The 14,004-nt window shown below is 70.8% G+C and carries 10 protein-coding genes; 5 read left to right on the top strand and 5 right to left on the bottom strand.

Translation table 11 applies throughout. From position 1 onward, the window contains the following. The first annotated feature begins 82 nt into the window (after positions 1-82). Together OG928_RS41280 and OG928_RS41275 are read left to right on the top strand one after the other, a co-directional pair. Positions 83-787, top strand: a complete 705-nt coding sequence (locus tag OG928_RS41280) for a nuclear transport factor 2 family protein (protein ID WP_331767148.1) — start codon at positions 83-85, stop codon at positions 785-787. Between the two features lie 1,308 nt (positions 788-2,095). After that, positions 2,096-2,944 carry a serine/threonine protein kinase gene (locus OG928_RS41275; RefSeq protein ID WP_331767146.1) on the top strand — a complete coding sequence of 283 codons (849 nt, stop codon included), beginning with the start codon at positions 2,096-2,098 and terminating at the stop codon, positions 2,942-2,944. 568 nt (positions 2,945-3,512) lie between these two features. On the opposite strand, the gene OG928_RS41270 is transcribed toward OG928_RS41275, so the two are convergent. Further along, entirely contained in the window at positions 3,513-4,679 is a 1,167-nt protein-coding gene (locus OG928_RS41270) for an ROK family transcriptional regulator (protein WP_331767145.1), read from the bottom strand. A gap of 59 nt (positions 4,680-4,738) precedes the next feature. On the opposite strand from OG928_RS41270, the gene OG928_RS41265 reads away from it, so the two are divergent. Further along, positions 4,739-6,073 (top strand): MFS transporter, encoded by a 1,335-nt coding sequence (locus OG928_RS41265; protein WP_331767144.1) that lies wholly within the window; start codon positions 4,739-4,741, stop codon positions 6,071-6,073. 34 nt (positions 6,074-6,107) lie between these two features. Here OG928_RS41265 and OG928_RS41260 read toward each other — a convergent pair whose 3' ends face one another. The 3 genes from OG928_RS41260 to OG928_RS41250 all read right to left on the bottom strand — a co-directional run bounded on the left by OG928_RS41260 (position 6,108) and on the right by OG928_RS41250 (position 10,287). After that, positions 6,108-6,803, bottom strand: a complete 696-nt coding sequence (locus OG928_RS41260; protein WP_331767143.1) for a type 1 glutamine amidotransferase domain-containing protein — start codon at positions 6,801-6,803, stop codon at positions 6,108-6,110. A 496-nt stretch (positions 6,804-7,299) separates the two neighbouring features. After that, on the bottom strand, positions 7,300-8,346 hold the full coding sequence (locus OG928_RS41255; RefSeq protein WP_331767142.1) for a 2-dehydropantoate 2-reductase: 1,047 nt from the start codon (positions 8,344-8,346) through the stop codon (positions 7,300-7,302). 1,569 nt (positions 8,347-9,915) lie between these two features. After that, on the bottom strand, positions 9,916-10,287 hold the full coding sequence (locus tag OG928_RS41250) for a hypothetical protein (RefSeq protein ID WP_331767141.1): 372 nt from the start codon (positions 10,285-10,287) through the stop codon (positions 9,916-9,918). A gap of 68 nt (positions 10,288-10,355) precedes the next feature. On the opposite strand from OG928_RS41250, the gene OG928_RS41245 reads away from it, so the two are divergent. Both OG928_RS41245 and OG928_RS41240 read left to right on the top strand, forming a co-directional pair. Then, on the top strand, positions 10,356-10,916 hold the full coding sequence (locus OG928_RS41245; RefSeq protein WP_406291671.1) for a TetR/AcrR family transcriptional regulator: 561 nt from the start codon (positions 10,356-10,358) through the stop codon (positions 10,914-10,916). A gap of 386 nt (positions 10,917-11,302) precedes the next feature. Then, positions 11,303-12,127 carry a transposase domain-containing protein gene (locus OG928_RS41240; protein ID WP_331767139.1) on the top strand — a complete coding sequence of 275 codons (825 nt, stop codon included), beginning with the start codon at positions 11,303-11,305 and terminating at the stop codon, positions 12,125-12,127. 173 nt (positions 12,128-12,300) lie between these two features. Here OG928_RS41240 and OG928_RS41235 read toward each other — a convergent pair whose 3' ends face one another. Further along, entirely contained in the window at positions 12,301-13,923 is a 1,623-nt protein-coding gene (locus tag OG928_RS41235; RefSeq protein ID WP_331767138.1) for a hypothetical protein, read from the bottom strand. Between the last annotated feature and the right edge of the window lie 81 nt (positions 13,924-14,004).

The raw sequence follows: 14,004 nt of genomic DNA, 5'->3' as shown, positions 1-14,004 counted from the left end.
TCGCACAGTGACTTCAAGCACCCGCGCGGCGGCGGTGCCAATGCGCTTGTGGACGCTCATCACCATCCGGTCGGATGCTCCGATGATCACACCACCACTCTGGGAACGACCGCTGCACCAGCGCGGAGCGATTTCGCAGATGTCGGCGACCAAGAAGCACGTCCTCGTCTACGAGCGGGAATCCCACCTGGTCCGACTGAACCGCCCCGACGGCTCGATACTGTGGGACGCCCACGTCGGCACCTGGCCCCGGGACATCGTGCCGGCCGGCGACAGCTGCCTGATCACGCCGCAGACCCCCGACGCCCTGATCTGCCTCGAGGTTGCCCGGTGCGCTCGAACAGGTCGGCGACGGCCCGGTGTTCACGAGCCTGGGGCCGGATCGGGTGCTCGCCCGCTGTGGTGCGGGTTCGCTCGTGAGCATCCGGGCCACGTCGGAGGTCGTCGAGGAGTCGCCGCGATGCGTCTGTGGTGGGAGCGGCTGTTCCGGCTCCTGCCCGGTGCCCACTTCGAGCCGCAACAACTGCTCGTCAGCGGGTGGCCGTGGGCGACCCGGATCGCGATGCTCTCCAAGATCGACGGACCGCTCCCGGACGGCACCCGCTACCAGAACACGCTGACCCAGTTCATGGGCATGCGGTGGGGCCGGATCACCGAGATCCACACCCTGGAGGACGTCCAGACGCTGATCCGCGCGCTCGACGTGGTGGCCGCGGCGGGCAACCCGGAAGCCCACGCACCGCCGATCACCGACGCCGACGGGGCGGCGGCCCGGATCTCGGACTGAGCCCGCACGCGATCCTCCGGCCACTGCTCCCAACTCCCGTCCACTTCCACGTCTTTGCCGTGGCCGCGCCGCCGGCTAAGCCTCCCTCGCTCAGGAGAGACCAAGGCGTCCGTGTTGGTGACGAGTTCACCCCTGCTCGGGCGCGTTCCCCGTGCCTGGCGGTGGCCTCGGAGTTGGTCGAGCGCGGCCATCGGGTCCGCTTCCTCACCGGGTCGCGCCATAGCGAGCGGATCGAGGCCACCGGCGTCGAGTTCCTGCCGCTGCCCGCGTCGGCGGACTTCGGCGACCGGGACATGGCGGCGGCCTTCCCGCAGACCACCCACCTGACCGGCATCCGCAGTCCGAGCGCGGCCGTCCTGGAGGTGTTCGCGAAACAGACCGACGCCCAATTCGCGGCAGTCACCGAGACGTTGGCCACCGAACTCACCGATGTGATCTCTCCGAGATGCTGTTCACCGGCATGTGCGTGTACCCGATCGCGCTGCTCCCGCGCGCGGTCCGCCCCCCGCAGTCGGCGTCCTCGGGATCAGTCCCATGACGCTGAAGGCGCCGGGCCTGCCCCCGTACGGGCCTCCGGGGTGACCGACTCGGTCCGCGACGTCGGCGTTCTGCCCGGCGTCCCGGTGTTGTCCGCCTTCTTCCTGGACGCCGACGGCGACGACTCGCGCCCGGGCTTCGCGTGGGTTTGTCGCCGGCGGTGTGGGGCGCGGCGGGTGTTCCGGCGGTGGCGAGCGTTGTGGCGGTGGTCACTTCGAGGGCACCGCGGCCGGCGTCGCCGGTGGCTTCGGAAGGCGCGTTGGTGAGCCCGAGCGGTCCCGACGGCCGGGCCGCATGTGTCCGATATTCGCCTGTCGGGCGTCGGACGGGCGGGTTTAGGGTGACAGTGCCCCAGACCTGGGTACCGTGCGTTCTCGAGCGTCCGGACGGCGCCGAGATGGGGTCGAGAACAGGCCCTGACCGGAATTACCGGCGTTGATGGCCTCGCGGAGTGCCTTTGGGGAGGCATCGTTTCGTGGGGCGGGGAGCGGGGCGGGGGGGCGCGTGGGCTCGGCGTACCCCGACCCGCCGGTCGGTCGTTTCCGGGGCCGGTCGAACCCCACCTCAACCCTCTATCAAGTCTTCACCGTCGGCCTTTCCCGAGGCCGGGACCCATCGCTCGTCTCGGGCCTTGGTCGGAAAAAGCCCCACCGCCCTGCCCGGGGGCGCTACCGTCGCTTGCAAGGACCCGATGCCCACCGGCTCGATCCGTCCACGTACTCGACACCCGGGCGGCGGGTCCGGAACACCCGTCATGAAAGGCCCGCCACCGTGCCGCACCCCTTGCTCGATGCTCCCGACACCCCGTTGGACGCCGCCGACTACCTGCGCTCGGTCGGCACTGTCCACGCGACCTTCGGCGACCAGGACTCGGGTGCGGTCTCGTACGGCGTGCACGCCGACGGGAACTGGTTCGTCAAGACCGGGCCCACCACGTCGTCCGCACACAGCCTGCGCCGGGCGATCGATCTGCACGCGCATGTGCGGCATCCGGCGATAGTGCCCGTGCTGCACACCTTCACCGCGGCCGGTGTTCCCGTCACGGTGGGGCCGTGGCGCACGGGCGAGGTGCTGTACCACCCGACCGTCAAGCGCGCGGGCAGGCAACTGCGCACCGGCGCGACCTCCCCGCTGGCCCGCTTCCGCGCCCTTCCGCTGGACGACGTGCACGCGGCGCTGGAGGCCATCCTCGACGCCCACCGGGTCATCGACGCGGCCGGGTATGTCGGCGTCGACTGGTACGACGGCTGCGTCCTCTACGACTTCACCGCCCGCCGGGTCCACCTGATCGACCTGGACGAGTACCGCAGCGCCCCGTTCGTCCTGGACTGCGCGCGTCTGTTCGGGTCCACGCGGTACATGCCGCCCGAGCACAGCCGCCGCGGTGCGCTGGTCACCCGCGCGGGCACGGTCTACCTCCTCGGCCGCACCCTGCGCCTGCTCCTGGACGCCGGCGACGAGGAACGCGCCTGGCGCGGCACCCTGGCCCAACTGGCAGTAGTGGAACGCGCAACCCGCCGCGACCCGGCAGCCCGCTACTCAAACGTAAGCGAACTCTTCGCAGCCTGGACCTCGGTAGCCCCAGCCACTCTCCTGACCAGCACCCCATCCCACGCCTAACCAGCCCACCCCACGCTGGAGACCAACCCCGAAAAGCCCCACCCCACACCCGAGATCACCCAACCCAGCCCGTCCGGCGCTTGAGGACAATCCCGAAAACCCCCACCCCACACCCGAGGCCACCCAAAACCAGCCCGTCCGGCGCTTGAGGACAATCCCGAAAACCCCCACCCCACACCCGAGGCCACCCAAAACCAGCCCGTCCGGCGCTTGAGGACAATCCCGAAAACCCCCACCCCACACCCGAGGCCACCCAAAACCAGCCCGTCCGGCGCTTGAGGACAATCCCGAAAACCCCCACCCCACACCCGAGGCCACCCAAAACCAGCCCGTCCGGCGCTTGAGGACAATCCCGAAAACCCCCCCCCACACCCGAGGCCACCCAAAACCAGCCCGTCCGGCGCTTGAGGACAATCCCGAAAACCCCCACCCCACACCCGAGGCCACCCAAAACCAGCCCGTCCGGCGCTTGAGGACAATCCCGAAAAGCCCGCCTCACACCCGAGGCCACCCAAAACCAGCCCGTCCGGCGCTTGAGGACAATGCGGGCCGCAGGCCGCCCCCCGGGCTATGGGCAGCCGAACAAGTCGTCCCGCACCGCGTCCAACCCAATCAGCACGGCCCCGCCAAGAATCGCATTGCCGGGCACCATCCCAGCCAACACCCGTGTCCGCAACGGCGTCGCCGCCGCAAGCCGCACCTCGACCCGCTCCGCGAGCCCCACCCCGCCCACGCGCCCATGCTCCCCGCCCAGCACCACGCACCCCGGGTCGAGGATGACCGCGAGCGCCGAGACGCCCAACACGATCCGCCCGGCCAACTCGTCGAGCAGCGCCGCCCCCGCCGCGGACTCCCCCGCGACCGCCGCGCGCAGACTCTCCTCCGCGGTGCCGGAAAAGCCGTGCCGGGCCGCCAGTTCCTCGATCGCCGCGCCCGAGACCAGCGTGTGGAAGCCGCCCTTGGAGTTGGTCCGACTCGGCAGGTGCTCGGTGCCCGGAACCGGCAGGAAGCCCAACTCACCGCTGCCGCCGGAGGCTCCGCGCCGCAGTCGGCCGTCGAGCATCACGCACGCGCCGACCCCCTGGCCCAGCCACACCAACACGAACGTGTCCAGCCCGCGCGCCGCGCCGAGCCGCTGCTCGGCGATGCCCGCGAGGTTGGCCTCGTTCTCCAGGATCACGCCGCCCCGCTCCCGCAAAGCCGCCACCACCAGTGCGTGCCAGCCCGGCAGGCTACAGGTGTCCGAGATGAGGTTGCCCGATGCGGGGTCGACCAGCCCCGGCGCGCCGACCGCGACGGTATGCAACGTCTCGGCGCCGCCCCGCCGCGCGGTGTCGTCGAGCAGCGCGAGCACGTCGGCGACGGGGTGCATCGCGTCGGCGTGCGGCGGGATGGCGAGCGTGCCAGTCGCGGTGATCCGCCCGGTCAGGTCGGCGACGGCCACCTCGACCGCGTCGAGCCGCACGTCGAGGCCGGCGATGTAGGCGCGGTCCGGGACGATCCCGTACAGCCGGGCGTTGGGGCCGCGTTGGCGTTCGCCCGCTTCGCCGACCAGGTGGATCAGGCCCGCCTGGCAGAGGCGTTCGACGAGGTCGGCGACGGTGGGCCGAGACAGTCCGGTGAGAGTTTTGAGCTGGGAGGCGGTCAACGGGCCGTGCTCGATCATCAGGTCGAGGGCGAGGCGGTCGTTGATCGCACGGGCCGTGCTCGGCGTCGCGGTACGGGCGGCTGTCATGGGAAACGATCCTCGCAGACTCTTTCTTTCAGGAACCCTGCCTGATAATTTATCCCACCATGAAGCAGACCTGCACCCCTGTGGACCTGGACCCCTCCGCCCCGACGTCCGCGACCGGTGACCCCGAAGCGGGTCGCGCCCGGATCGCCGCGAGCGTCATGTTCGCCGTGCACGGCGCGGTCGGCGGCGGTTTCGCGTCCCGCCTGCCGTGGCTCCAGGACCACCTCGACCTCAGCGCCGGCCAACTGGGTCTCGCGCTCGCCGCCCCGGCCGTCGGCGCCTCGCTCGCGATGCCGCTCGCCGGAGCGCTGGTCCATCGGTACGGCGGCCGGAGCGCGCTGCGTTGGCTGATCACGCTGTGGTGCGCCGTACCGCTGCTGCCGATGTCCGCGCCGGGCCTGCCCTGGCTGTGCGCGGCGCTGCTGCTGCTCGGCGTCGGCGCCGGGATGTCCGACGTCGCGATGAACACCCAGGGCCTGGTGGTCGAGCAGCGACTCCGTCGCTCGACGCTGCCCCTGCTGCACGGCATGTGGAGCGCGGGCGCGCTGGTCGGCGCGGGTCTGGGCACCGCCGCGGCGTTCGCGGGCGTCGACGCCCGCGTTCACATGGCCGCCCTGGCCGTACTGCTCGCGGTCGCGGGCTGGATCGGCAGCCGGGGCCTCCTCGACGCGCGTCCCACTGCGGGCGCGCCCGCTCCGCCGCGTTTCGCGCTGCCGTCCCGGGCGGCCCTGACGATCGGCGCGGTCGGCTTCTGCGCGGTGTTCGCCGAGGGCGCCGGGATGAACTGGAGCGCGGTACACCTCAAGGACGTCGCGGGCGCGTCCCCGGGCGTCGCGGCCCTGGCGTACACCGGATTCGCGCTCACGATGACCATCGCGCGCCTGGCCTCGGGCGTGCTCGTGGACCGGTTCGGGGTGACCCGCACGGTTCGCGCCGGCGCGATCGTGGCCACGGTGGGCGCGGTCCTGGTCGCGACCGCGCACTCACCGCTGCCGGCCGCGATCGGCTTCGCGTTGCTCGGGGTCGGCGTCTCGGCGGTCCTGCCGCTGACCTTCGCGGCGGCCGGCCGTACGGGTGAGGATCCGAGCCGGTCGATCGCCGGCGTCGCGACGGTCACCTACACGTCCGGCCTGATCGCCCCGGCCATCGTCGGCGGCATCGCCGACCACGCCTCGCTCGGCGCGTCCTTCGCGCTGGTGGCGGTGCTCACGGCGGCGCTGATCCCGGCCGCCCGGCTACTGAGTCCGACCGCCCGTCCGATCCACGCCACGCGGACCCCCGACGGCCGGCCGTCGAGCCGCGCCGGCGCGTCGTCGGCGCTCCTGGATCTCCCCGGCACCACGACTTCGGGAGCCGTGGTCGCGGTGTCGGTGCGGCGCGAGACCCGCGCGTAACTCGTGGGCGATCAGGGGTGGTTCGCCGGCAGGGTCAGCCGAGGGCCTTGACCATCTCGGCCGCCAACGGCGCTGCGGACAACGGGTTCTGGCCGGTGTACAGGTTGCGGTCGACGACCACGTGCGGGGCCCACGGCTCGCCCTCCTGGAAGTCCGTACCCAGTTCGACCAGGCGGTCCTGGAGCAGCCACTTGGCCCTGTCGGCGTAACCGGCCTGGGACTCCTCGGCGTTGGTGAAACCGGTCAGCCGATAGCCGGCGAACGCCGAGCCGCCGTCGGCGCGAGTGGTCGCGAGCAGCGCGGCCGGCCCGTGGCAGACCACACCCAGCGGCCTACCCGACGCGAGCGCGGCGGTGAGCAGCGCGCCGGAGGTGGCGTCGGCCGACAGGTCCTCCATGGGACCGTGCCCGCCGGGGTAGAACACGGCTACGTAGTCCGCGAGTTCGACGTCCGCCACATCGATCGGCGCACGCAGCGCGGTGAACCGCTTCAGCCCGGCGGTGACCGCGGCGAGCCCGTCCGCGCCACCGTTCACCTCGGGCGCCAGACTCGCTCGGTCGACAGTCGGCACCACCCCACCGGGCGTCGCGACGACAACCTCGTGGCCCGCCTCGGTGAACGCCTCGTACGGCGCGACGACCTCCTCGGCCCAAAACCCACTCGGATGACGCGTCCCATCGGCCAACGTCCAGACATCGGACCCGGTCACCACAAACAAAACCTTAGCCATCACCCATCCCTCCATTCCCCGACACCCACGCACGCACCGCACCCGGCCGTCATCGCGTCGCCGACCTCGAACGTAGATCCCCACCCACCAGAATCCAAAGAGGCTCTCCACCACAAACCCCACAATTCAAAACACCCCCAACAACCCCACCCAAGCCTGAGACCACCGTCCACCCCGACCAGCCCTTGAGCCCACCGCAGCCCAACTGACACCCGAGGCCACCCCTCCAGCCCGGCCGGCGTTCGAGGCCAACCCAACCCAACCGACGCCTGAGGCCACCCTTCAGCCCGGCCGGCGTTTGAGGCCACCCTTCAGCCTGGCCGGCGTTTGAGGCCACCCAGCCCGGCCGGCGCTTGAGGCCACCCTCCAGCCCGGCCGGCGCTTGAGGCCACCCCTCAGCCCGGCCGGCGCTTGAGGCCAACCCAGCCCGGCCGGCGCCTGAGGCCACCCTCCAGCCCGGCCGGCGCGTGAGGCCATGTGGGACGCACCCCGCGCGCTACGACGCCCGCACCGCAGCCAAAAGCGACCCGAGCAACTCCGCCCCACTCCACCGCCGCGCCTCCCCCGGCGCAGCCGACTCCGCCTCCCGCACCAACATCCGCATGTGCGCATTGGCCCGCGCCGCCAGCCCATGACGCTCCGCGATCTCCACCACCTCGCCCTGCAGGTTGTCGATCTCCGTGGGCCGCCCCCGCTCCAGGTCCTCCCACATCGACGACCGCGCATGCGCGTCGATCCGCAAGGCCGAACGCGCGAGCCGGCGAAACAACGGATCCGGCAGCCCCAGCAACCGCACCGAGCGCGCCGCCGACGCGGGCCCGAGCTTGGCGGGCCGAACACCCTCGGCCTCGAACGCCGCGAGCGCCTCGCGCTGACACAGCGCCAAACACGCCCGATAGGCCCTCTGTCCCAGCTGGTCCCGCAGCGGCAGGCCGGACAGCGCGTTGACGGCGTTGTTGAGGTTCATCAGCAGTTTCGCGTACTGGACCTCGCGCATGTCCTCGCGCATCCGCACCGGCAGGCCGGCCTCGGTCAGCACGTCCACGAGCGGTATCGCGCGCGGGTTCGCGTCGATCATCAACACGCCCGCACTGCCCTGGTGGACCACACCGGGCTCCGGCCGAACGACGTTGTACGGGACCATCCCGGCCAGCACCGTGCGCCCGGGCAGCGCGGCCCGGAGCAGGCTCGGGTTATGCAGCCCGTTCTGCAGGCTGACCACGATCGCGGCCGGGCTCAGGTGCGCGGCGAGTTCGCGTCCCGCCTCGGCCGTCGCCGCCGACTTGACGGTGACCAGGACGAAGTCGGCGCCCGCCACCGCGTCGGGCGTGGTGGCCAGGGTCAGCTCCTCCGGCGCTACGGTCATCGCGGGACGCCCCGCCCCGGTCACGGTCAGCCCGTCGCCGAGCGCGCCCATCACCGCCGGGCGGCCGATCAGCGTGACGTCGGCGAACGCGGCGAGCCGGCCACCGAGGTGGCAGCCGACGCTACCGGCGCCGAAGACCGCGATCCTGGGGCGGGAACGGGGGGCGGGTCGGGACATGTACAGCCTCCGCGTACGGGTGGGGAGCGCCATGGGCGCAATTCGCAAGCGTACGGCGCGATGCGCACCTGTGTTCGAGGCACCCGCCCGCGCGGGCCCGGCGCGCGCCTTCACAGCCCACCGAGACACGGCACCGGCCGGCGCATCGGGGCGGCGTCCGACGGATCACGTATCGGATGGGCCCAGGATCGTCAGATGTCGGCAATCAAGCGCATCGGCTCCCGGCACCCGACCCGACCCTCCCGCCGCCTCGGCAGTGGCTGGCCCCACACATCGGTCCGTAGGCCGGGATCACCGTGCACGCGCCGCACGAACACGTCGGCCGACCACGTCGACCGACCGCCCGCCACCAAGCCTCGGCGCGCACCCGACACCCGCAGGCAATCCGCGCCGGGGATGCCGTATCGACGTTCGACACGCCGCCGGCACCGCCGACAACGAGGCGTCGCGTTCGACCACGGGGCCGGCCGCGTCTGGAGCCGGGCGGGGACTCTGATCCACCTCGCTACAGTCACCGAGTCAAACCAGCATTCGAGTGTCGCAACGGGATGGTCGCCGGTGTTCCTGGGCCCGCGAGTAGTCCTGCATCCGGCGCCCGACCTCGCCGCCGGCAAGGCGTGGTGGACCTCGGTCCTCGGCGTCGAGCCGTATTCGACGACGTCGGCGGCTACGAGTTGACCCTCGCCCCTCGCGGCGATCCCGCCGTCGGCCCGTGACCTACTGGGGCGCCCGACGTCGACAAGGCACTGCGCGGCTCGTCACCGTCGGGGCGACGGCCTCCGGTCGATGATCCGAATTACGGCCGGAAGCCCACCAGCGGTGACCCGCCAGGACCGTTCGACTGATCCTGTGGTGAACCCAAGACGCAAAACACCCGGCTCCGTCATCCCAGACCAAGCACGAACTCCCGCAATCAGAAGCGTTGTTGCTACATCCGACCGACCTTGCGTCGCTCGATGAGCCGGCACGGGCGCCGGGCGTGCTCCCTATCGCACCAAGACCACGACCAGCCGAGGAACCACACCCAAGACGCGGCCGCCCCGCCTCGTCGCACCCGCCCGCCGCTGAAGTGTGAGAACCGGTCCCACATCCACCAGGGCGTTGCGGGCCGCTGGGCAAGGGTGCGGCGGCGGCCGGTCGCTGTAAGAAGGCGCCGCAGACGCGTTCACGGCGGCGAGGCGATCAGTCCGTCGGAGCTCGCCCACCTCCACGCACCCGGGTGGGCAACGGGCAATGCCCGCACGGACGTTCATGTCGGGATGGCACCTACCCCACGCGCCTGATACCCCGAGGAAGTGCCCACCTCCGAGGGCCTCGCCTGCCGCGCCGCCTCCTCCAGGAACGGGCGCAGGCGCAAGTGCACACACGTGAACTGATCTTTGTGCGGCCCCTTTTGAGGCACTGGGTGGTGCCGGTGGCGGGATCGTCGGGGCCCGGTGGCGTGCTGGTGGGCCGGATCGAGGTGGAGTCGATGTTGATGCTCCAGTTGATGCCGCCCTCGGCATCGGTGACGGCCTGAACGCGCTGTAGCAGCCTCCCCCAGGTGGTGATCTGGTGATCTGGACAGCTTCAAGATGTACGACCGAGTTGGCGGATGCGCCGCACCCGTCCGTCGTCGGCGACCTCGCCGATCAGTATCCACTCCATCACCATGTGGCCGAGCTTGCGGTGTTCCACGCTCAGGCGACAGTGCGCGGCGAACCGGTGGCCGTCGACGAGGAGATCATCGATCTGCATCTCGCCGGCGGTGACGTTCTTGCGGGACGGGGCCGCGTGCGCGATCAGTTGGTCGCGGGTGATCTCTGTGCCGTCGGTTACCCAGACCGCGTCATCGGTGAAGGTGCGATCCACGATCCGGGCGGGATCTTCGTCGGATAGGGACATGTCGCGGGTGTAGTCGATCAGGAGGCGGCGCGCCGCAAACTCGGTTATCTCTGACATGACTGTCATGCTTATGAGTCTTGTTACCCTTGTCAACCGTGTCAGAGATAAGGCGTCGCCGTCAGCGGGTGGAAGTTGCACGCAACCGTGCCGCTCTGGTGTCGGCGGCGATTCAGGTGCTTGCCGAACGCTCCGAGGCGAGCATGTCCGAAATCGCATCCGAGGCCGGCGTGACGCGACAGACCGCGTACGTGCACTTCGGCACCCGTGAAGCACTGCTCGCAGCGGTGCGCGACGAGCTGAGTCACCGGGCGTTCGCCGTGCTGGATGCCGCTGACCTCAAGGTCGGCCCCGCCACCGAAGCCCTCGGCCGGTTCCTCGCCGCAGTCGGGACACTGCTGACCGAGCAGGCGGCATTCGGCCATTCGGACAGCGACTCGGCGGCCGACGCGTCACGTCACCTACTGATCGAGCAGCGGCTGGCGGCTCTGATCCGCCGCGGGCGCGACAGCGGCGAGTTCACAACCGAACTGGAGACGGATTGGCTGGTCGCCGCGACGATCGCGCTCGGCCATGCCGCCGACCATGAGGTAGGTATCGGTCGCCTGGACGCGCGGGTTGCGGCAAGGCAGTTCCGGGCGTCGGTGATGCGTTTGTACGGCGTCGATGAGCCCGACCATTCGCCGTGACGGGCAGTGCCACCATGTCGGGCCCCCGATCCTGCCGCGTGCGACATGCTCACCAACTGAACGGAGCCGCCCACGAGTCACAGACGTGACGGATCAGTGCTTCCGACGGAGCTTCCGATCGAAGAGATACGCCCTCCTCTAGGCGCCTCTAGGGCGTGTCTTCAATCCCCCGTCGGGCTCCGCGGCGTCCGGTGCCGTGCATCGGCGTGCCGGAGAAGCAGCCGCATAGTGGTTCTATTCGGCTGTTTCTCCGGTGCGGCGAGGTGAGCGCAGCGAGGAGCCCGAAGGGCGGATGCCGGGCGTCGTGGTGCTCGGCGGGGGATTGAAGACACGCCCTAGCCGGTGATTTTGGCGGGGTTTGCTCGTTGGCGCCAAGGCCTGGGCAGGTGAAGTCGTCGACTGGTGAGCGGTTCTCGGATCGGATCGCGTTGGGGGTGTTGACGCGCGCGTTTCCGCCGGAGTTGATCAACGAGGTGGTCGCGGGGTGTGGGCGGGGCGAGCAGCGTCGTCGGTTGCTGCCGGCGCGGGTGGTCGTGTACTTCGTCCTGGCGATGTGTCTGTTCGGGTCAGGGCAACGAGGAGGTCGCGCGCCTGCTCACGCAGCGCCCGGGGTGGGAACGCCGCTGGGCGGCGGCGTGGCGGGTGCCCCCGACGGCGGCGATCGGCCGGGCGCGACTGGTCCACCACGCTTTGCGCGACCTTGTGCACGCGGCCGCACGACAAGGCTGCCGCGATCCCGACCGGATGTCCTTCGTCAGCACCCTGAGGATCGTCCGCCGCTGCGTCAACGACCAAGCGGCGTTTCCCCCTCACGACTCGCCCTGGCGATCACCTTCGGCCTGCGTGAAATCCTCGAACGCCCGCTACCACCACGCCGGGCGCGGTCCAACCCACGCGTCATCAAACGCAAAATGTCCAACTGGGCCTTCAAACGCGCCGAACCCCGCCACCCACCCCGACCGAACCCACCCACATCACCGCGATCGCACCCACCAAGCCGACACCGAACCTCCGAAGCAAGACCTAAATCACCGGTATTGCCTCTGGGCAGCAGGACGCACTGGGACCCATCGACGGTCCAGGCCAGGACCGGTTGGGGCTCGATGGGCGGGTCGGCCGTCGGCGGAAGCGTATGCGTTTCCGGTGGTCGGCCGCGTTGCCTCGCCGCCCAGGACAAGGGCCCGGCCGCAAGGCCGAACTCTGGGCTCTGAGCCAAGTACGCGCCCGGCCGGGGCCTTTGGCCGGAGGCGAGAGGGACCATCCGGATGTCGCCGGCGTGTGGCTGCGGCCGCCACGGCAGCCCGCCCTCCGATACCGCTCGGGCGGCCACTGTCACGAGCGCCCGACGCGTGCCCTGCCCCGAAGCCGCCGTCCCGAGCAACCGTCAATGCCCCGGTCCTGACGCCAATTCCGCCGCAGGGCCAGACATCGACCGCCCAGGCGCCTGGCTTGGGGCGGTCGACTTCGAACTGCGGGCCACCCCTGTCGGCTCGACCCTGACGGCGGCGACCGGTGTATATCCGGACGCGGCGAGCGCGAGGTCCGCGCGTTTGACGGCACCCTGCGGATTCGCCACGTTCGCGGCACGGTCCGCGTTCGAATTGCTCAACGCGCGCGCGGCTCCGAGCTCGGCACGCAGATCACCGAGTTCGGATCCGACTCTTCCGATCTGGACGTCCGGGGCCATGTTGGTGGGAGCGTGTTGCGGCCGGGGCGGACCCGATATTGGCCCGGTTTGACGACCGGCGGTCTGCGCGGGCGCCGGGCGCCGGGTCGGAGTCAGCCTGGCCACGGCCCGGCGACCCACCGCGAGCATCCGCTGACCGAGACCGGGACCACGCACCTTCCCGGACGCGGCCAGCGCCAGATCCGCCCGTTTGACGGCACCCTGCGGATTCGCCACGTTCGCGGCACGGTCCGCGTTCGAATTGCTCAACGCCCGCGCGGCTCCGAGCTCCGCACGCAGATCACCGAGTTCGGATCCGACTCTTCCGATCTGGACGTCCGGGGCCATGTTGGTGGGAGCGTGTTGCGGCCGGGGCGGACCCGATATTGGCCCGGTTTGACGACCGGCGGTCTGCGCGGGCGCCGGGCGCCGGGTCGGAGTCAGCCTGGCCACGGCCCGGCGACCCACCGCGAGCATCCGCTGACCGAGACCGGGACCACGCACCTTCCCGGACGCGGCCAGCGCCAGATCCGCCCGTTTGACGGCACCCTGCGGATTCGCCACGTTCGCGGCACGGTCCGCGTTCGAATTGCTCAACGCCCGCGCGGCTCCGAGCTCCGCACGCAGATCACCGAGTTCGGATCCGACTCTTCCGATCTGGACGTCCGGGGCCATGTTGGTGGGAGCGTGTTGCGGCCGGGGCGGACCCGATATTGGCCCGGTTTGACGACCGGCGGTCTGCGCGGGCGCCGGGCGCCGGGTCGGAGTCAGCCTGGCCACGGCCCGGCGACCCACCGCGAGCATCCGCTGACCGAGACCGGGACCACGCACCTTCCCGGACGCGGCCAGCGCCAGATCCGCCCGTTTGACGGCACCCTGCGGATTCGCCACGTTCGCGGCACGGTCCGCGTTCGAATTGCTCAACGCCCGCGCGGCTCCGAGCTCCGCACGCAGATCACCGAGTTCGGATCCGACTCTTCCGATCTGGACGTCCGGGGCCATGTTGGTGGGAGCGTGTTGCGGCCGGGGCGGACCCGATATTGGCCCGGTTTGACGACCGGCGGTCTGCGCGGGCGCCGGGCGCCGGGTCGGAGTCAGCCTGGCCACGGCCCGGCGACCCACCGCGAGCATCCGCTGACCGAGACCGGGACCACGCACCTTCCCGGACGCGGCCAGCGCCAGATCCGCCCGTTTGACGGCACCCTGCGGATTCGCCACGTTCGCGGCACGGTCCGCGAGCGAGTTGCTCAGCGCGCGCGCGGCTCCGAGCTCGGCACGCAGATCACCGAGTTCGGATCTGATCTGATCGGAAGCTCGGACCCAGGGGTTGGCATCCGCCATATGTCCAGCCTCCAACAGAGTCATACAAGAATGATCAAGCTATCTGTCTCATTGGCGCCATCGATAGGTTCCAATGCGCGA

Origin of the sequence: Embleya sp. NBC_00896, assembly GCF_045207785.1 — a bacterium.
In the GTDB taxonomy this organism is placed as follows: Bacteria; Actinomycetota; Actinomycetes; order Streptomycetales; family Streptomycetaceae; genus Embleya.
Note: the sequence above shows the minus strand (reverse complement) of the source record. Positions and strands in the feature narration are given on the sequence as shown.

Bases quoted from the DNA above. Each gene is read 5' to 3' on its own strand.
- OG928_RS41250 (WP_331767141.1), bottom strand. From the start codon at position 10,287: ATGTCAGAGATAACCGAGTTTGCGGCGCGCCGCCTCCTGATCGACTAC.
- OG928_RS41255 (WP_331767142.1), bottom strand. From the start codon at position 8,346: ATGTCCCGACCCGCCCCCCGTTCCCGCCCCAGGATCGCGGTCTTCGGC.
- OG928_RS41270 (WP_331767145.1), bottom strand. From the start codon at position 4,679: ATGACAGCCGCCCGTACCGCGACGCCGAGCACGGCCCGTGCGATCAAC.
- OG928_RS41235 (WP_331767138.1), bottom strand. From the start codon at position 13,923: ATGGCGGATGCCAACCCCTGGGTCCGAGCTTCCGATCAGATCAGATCC.
- OG928_RS41265 (WP_331767144.1), top strand. From the start codon at position 4,739: ATGAAGCAGACCTGCACCCCTGTGGACCTGGACCCCTCCGCCCCGACG.
- OG928_RS41260 (WP_331767143.1), bottom strand. From the start codon at position 6,803: ATGGCTAAGGTTTTGTTTGTGGTGACCGGGTCCGATGTCTGGACGTTG.
- OG928_RS41280 (WP_331767148.1), top strand. From the start codon at position 83: ATGATCACACCACCACTCTGGGAACGACCGCTGCACCAGCGCGGAGCG.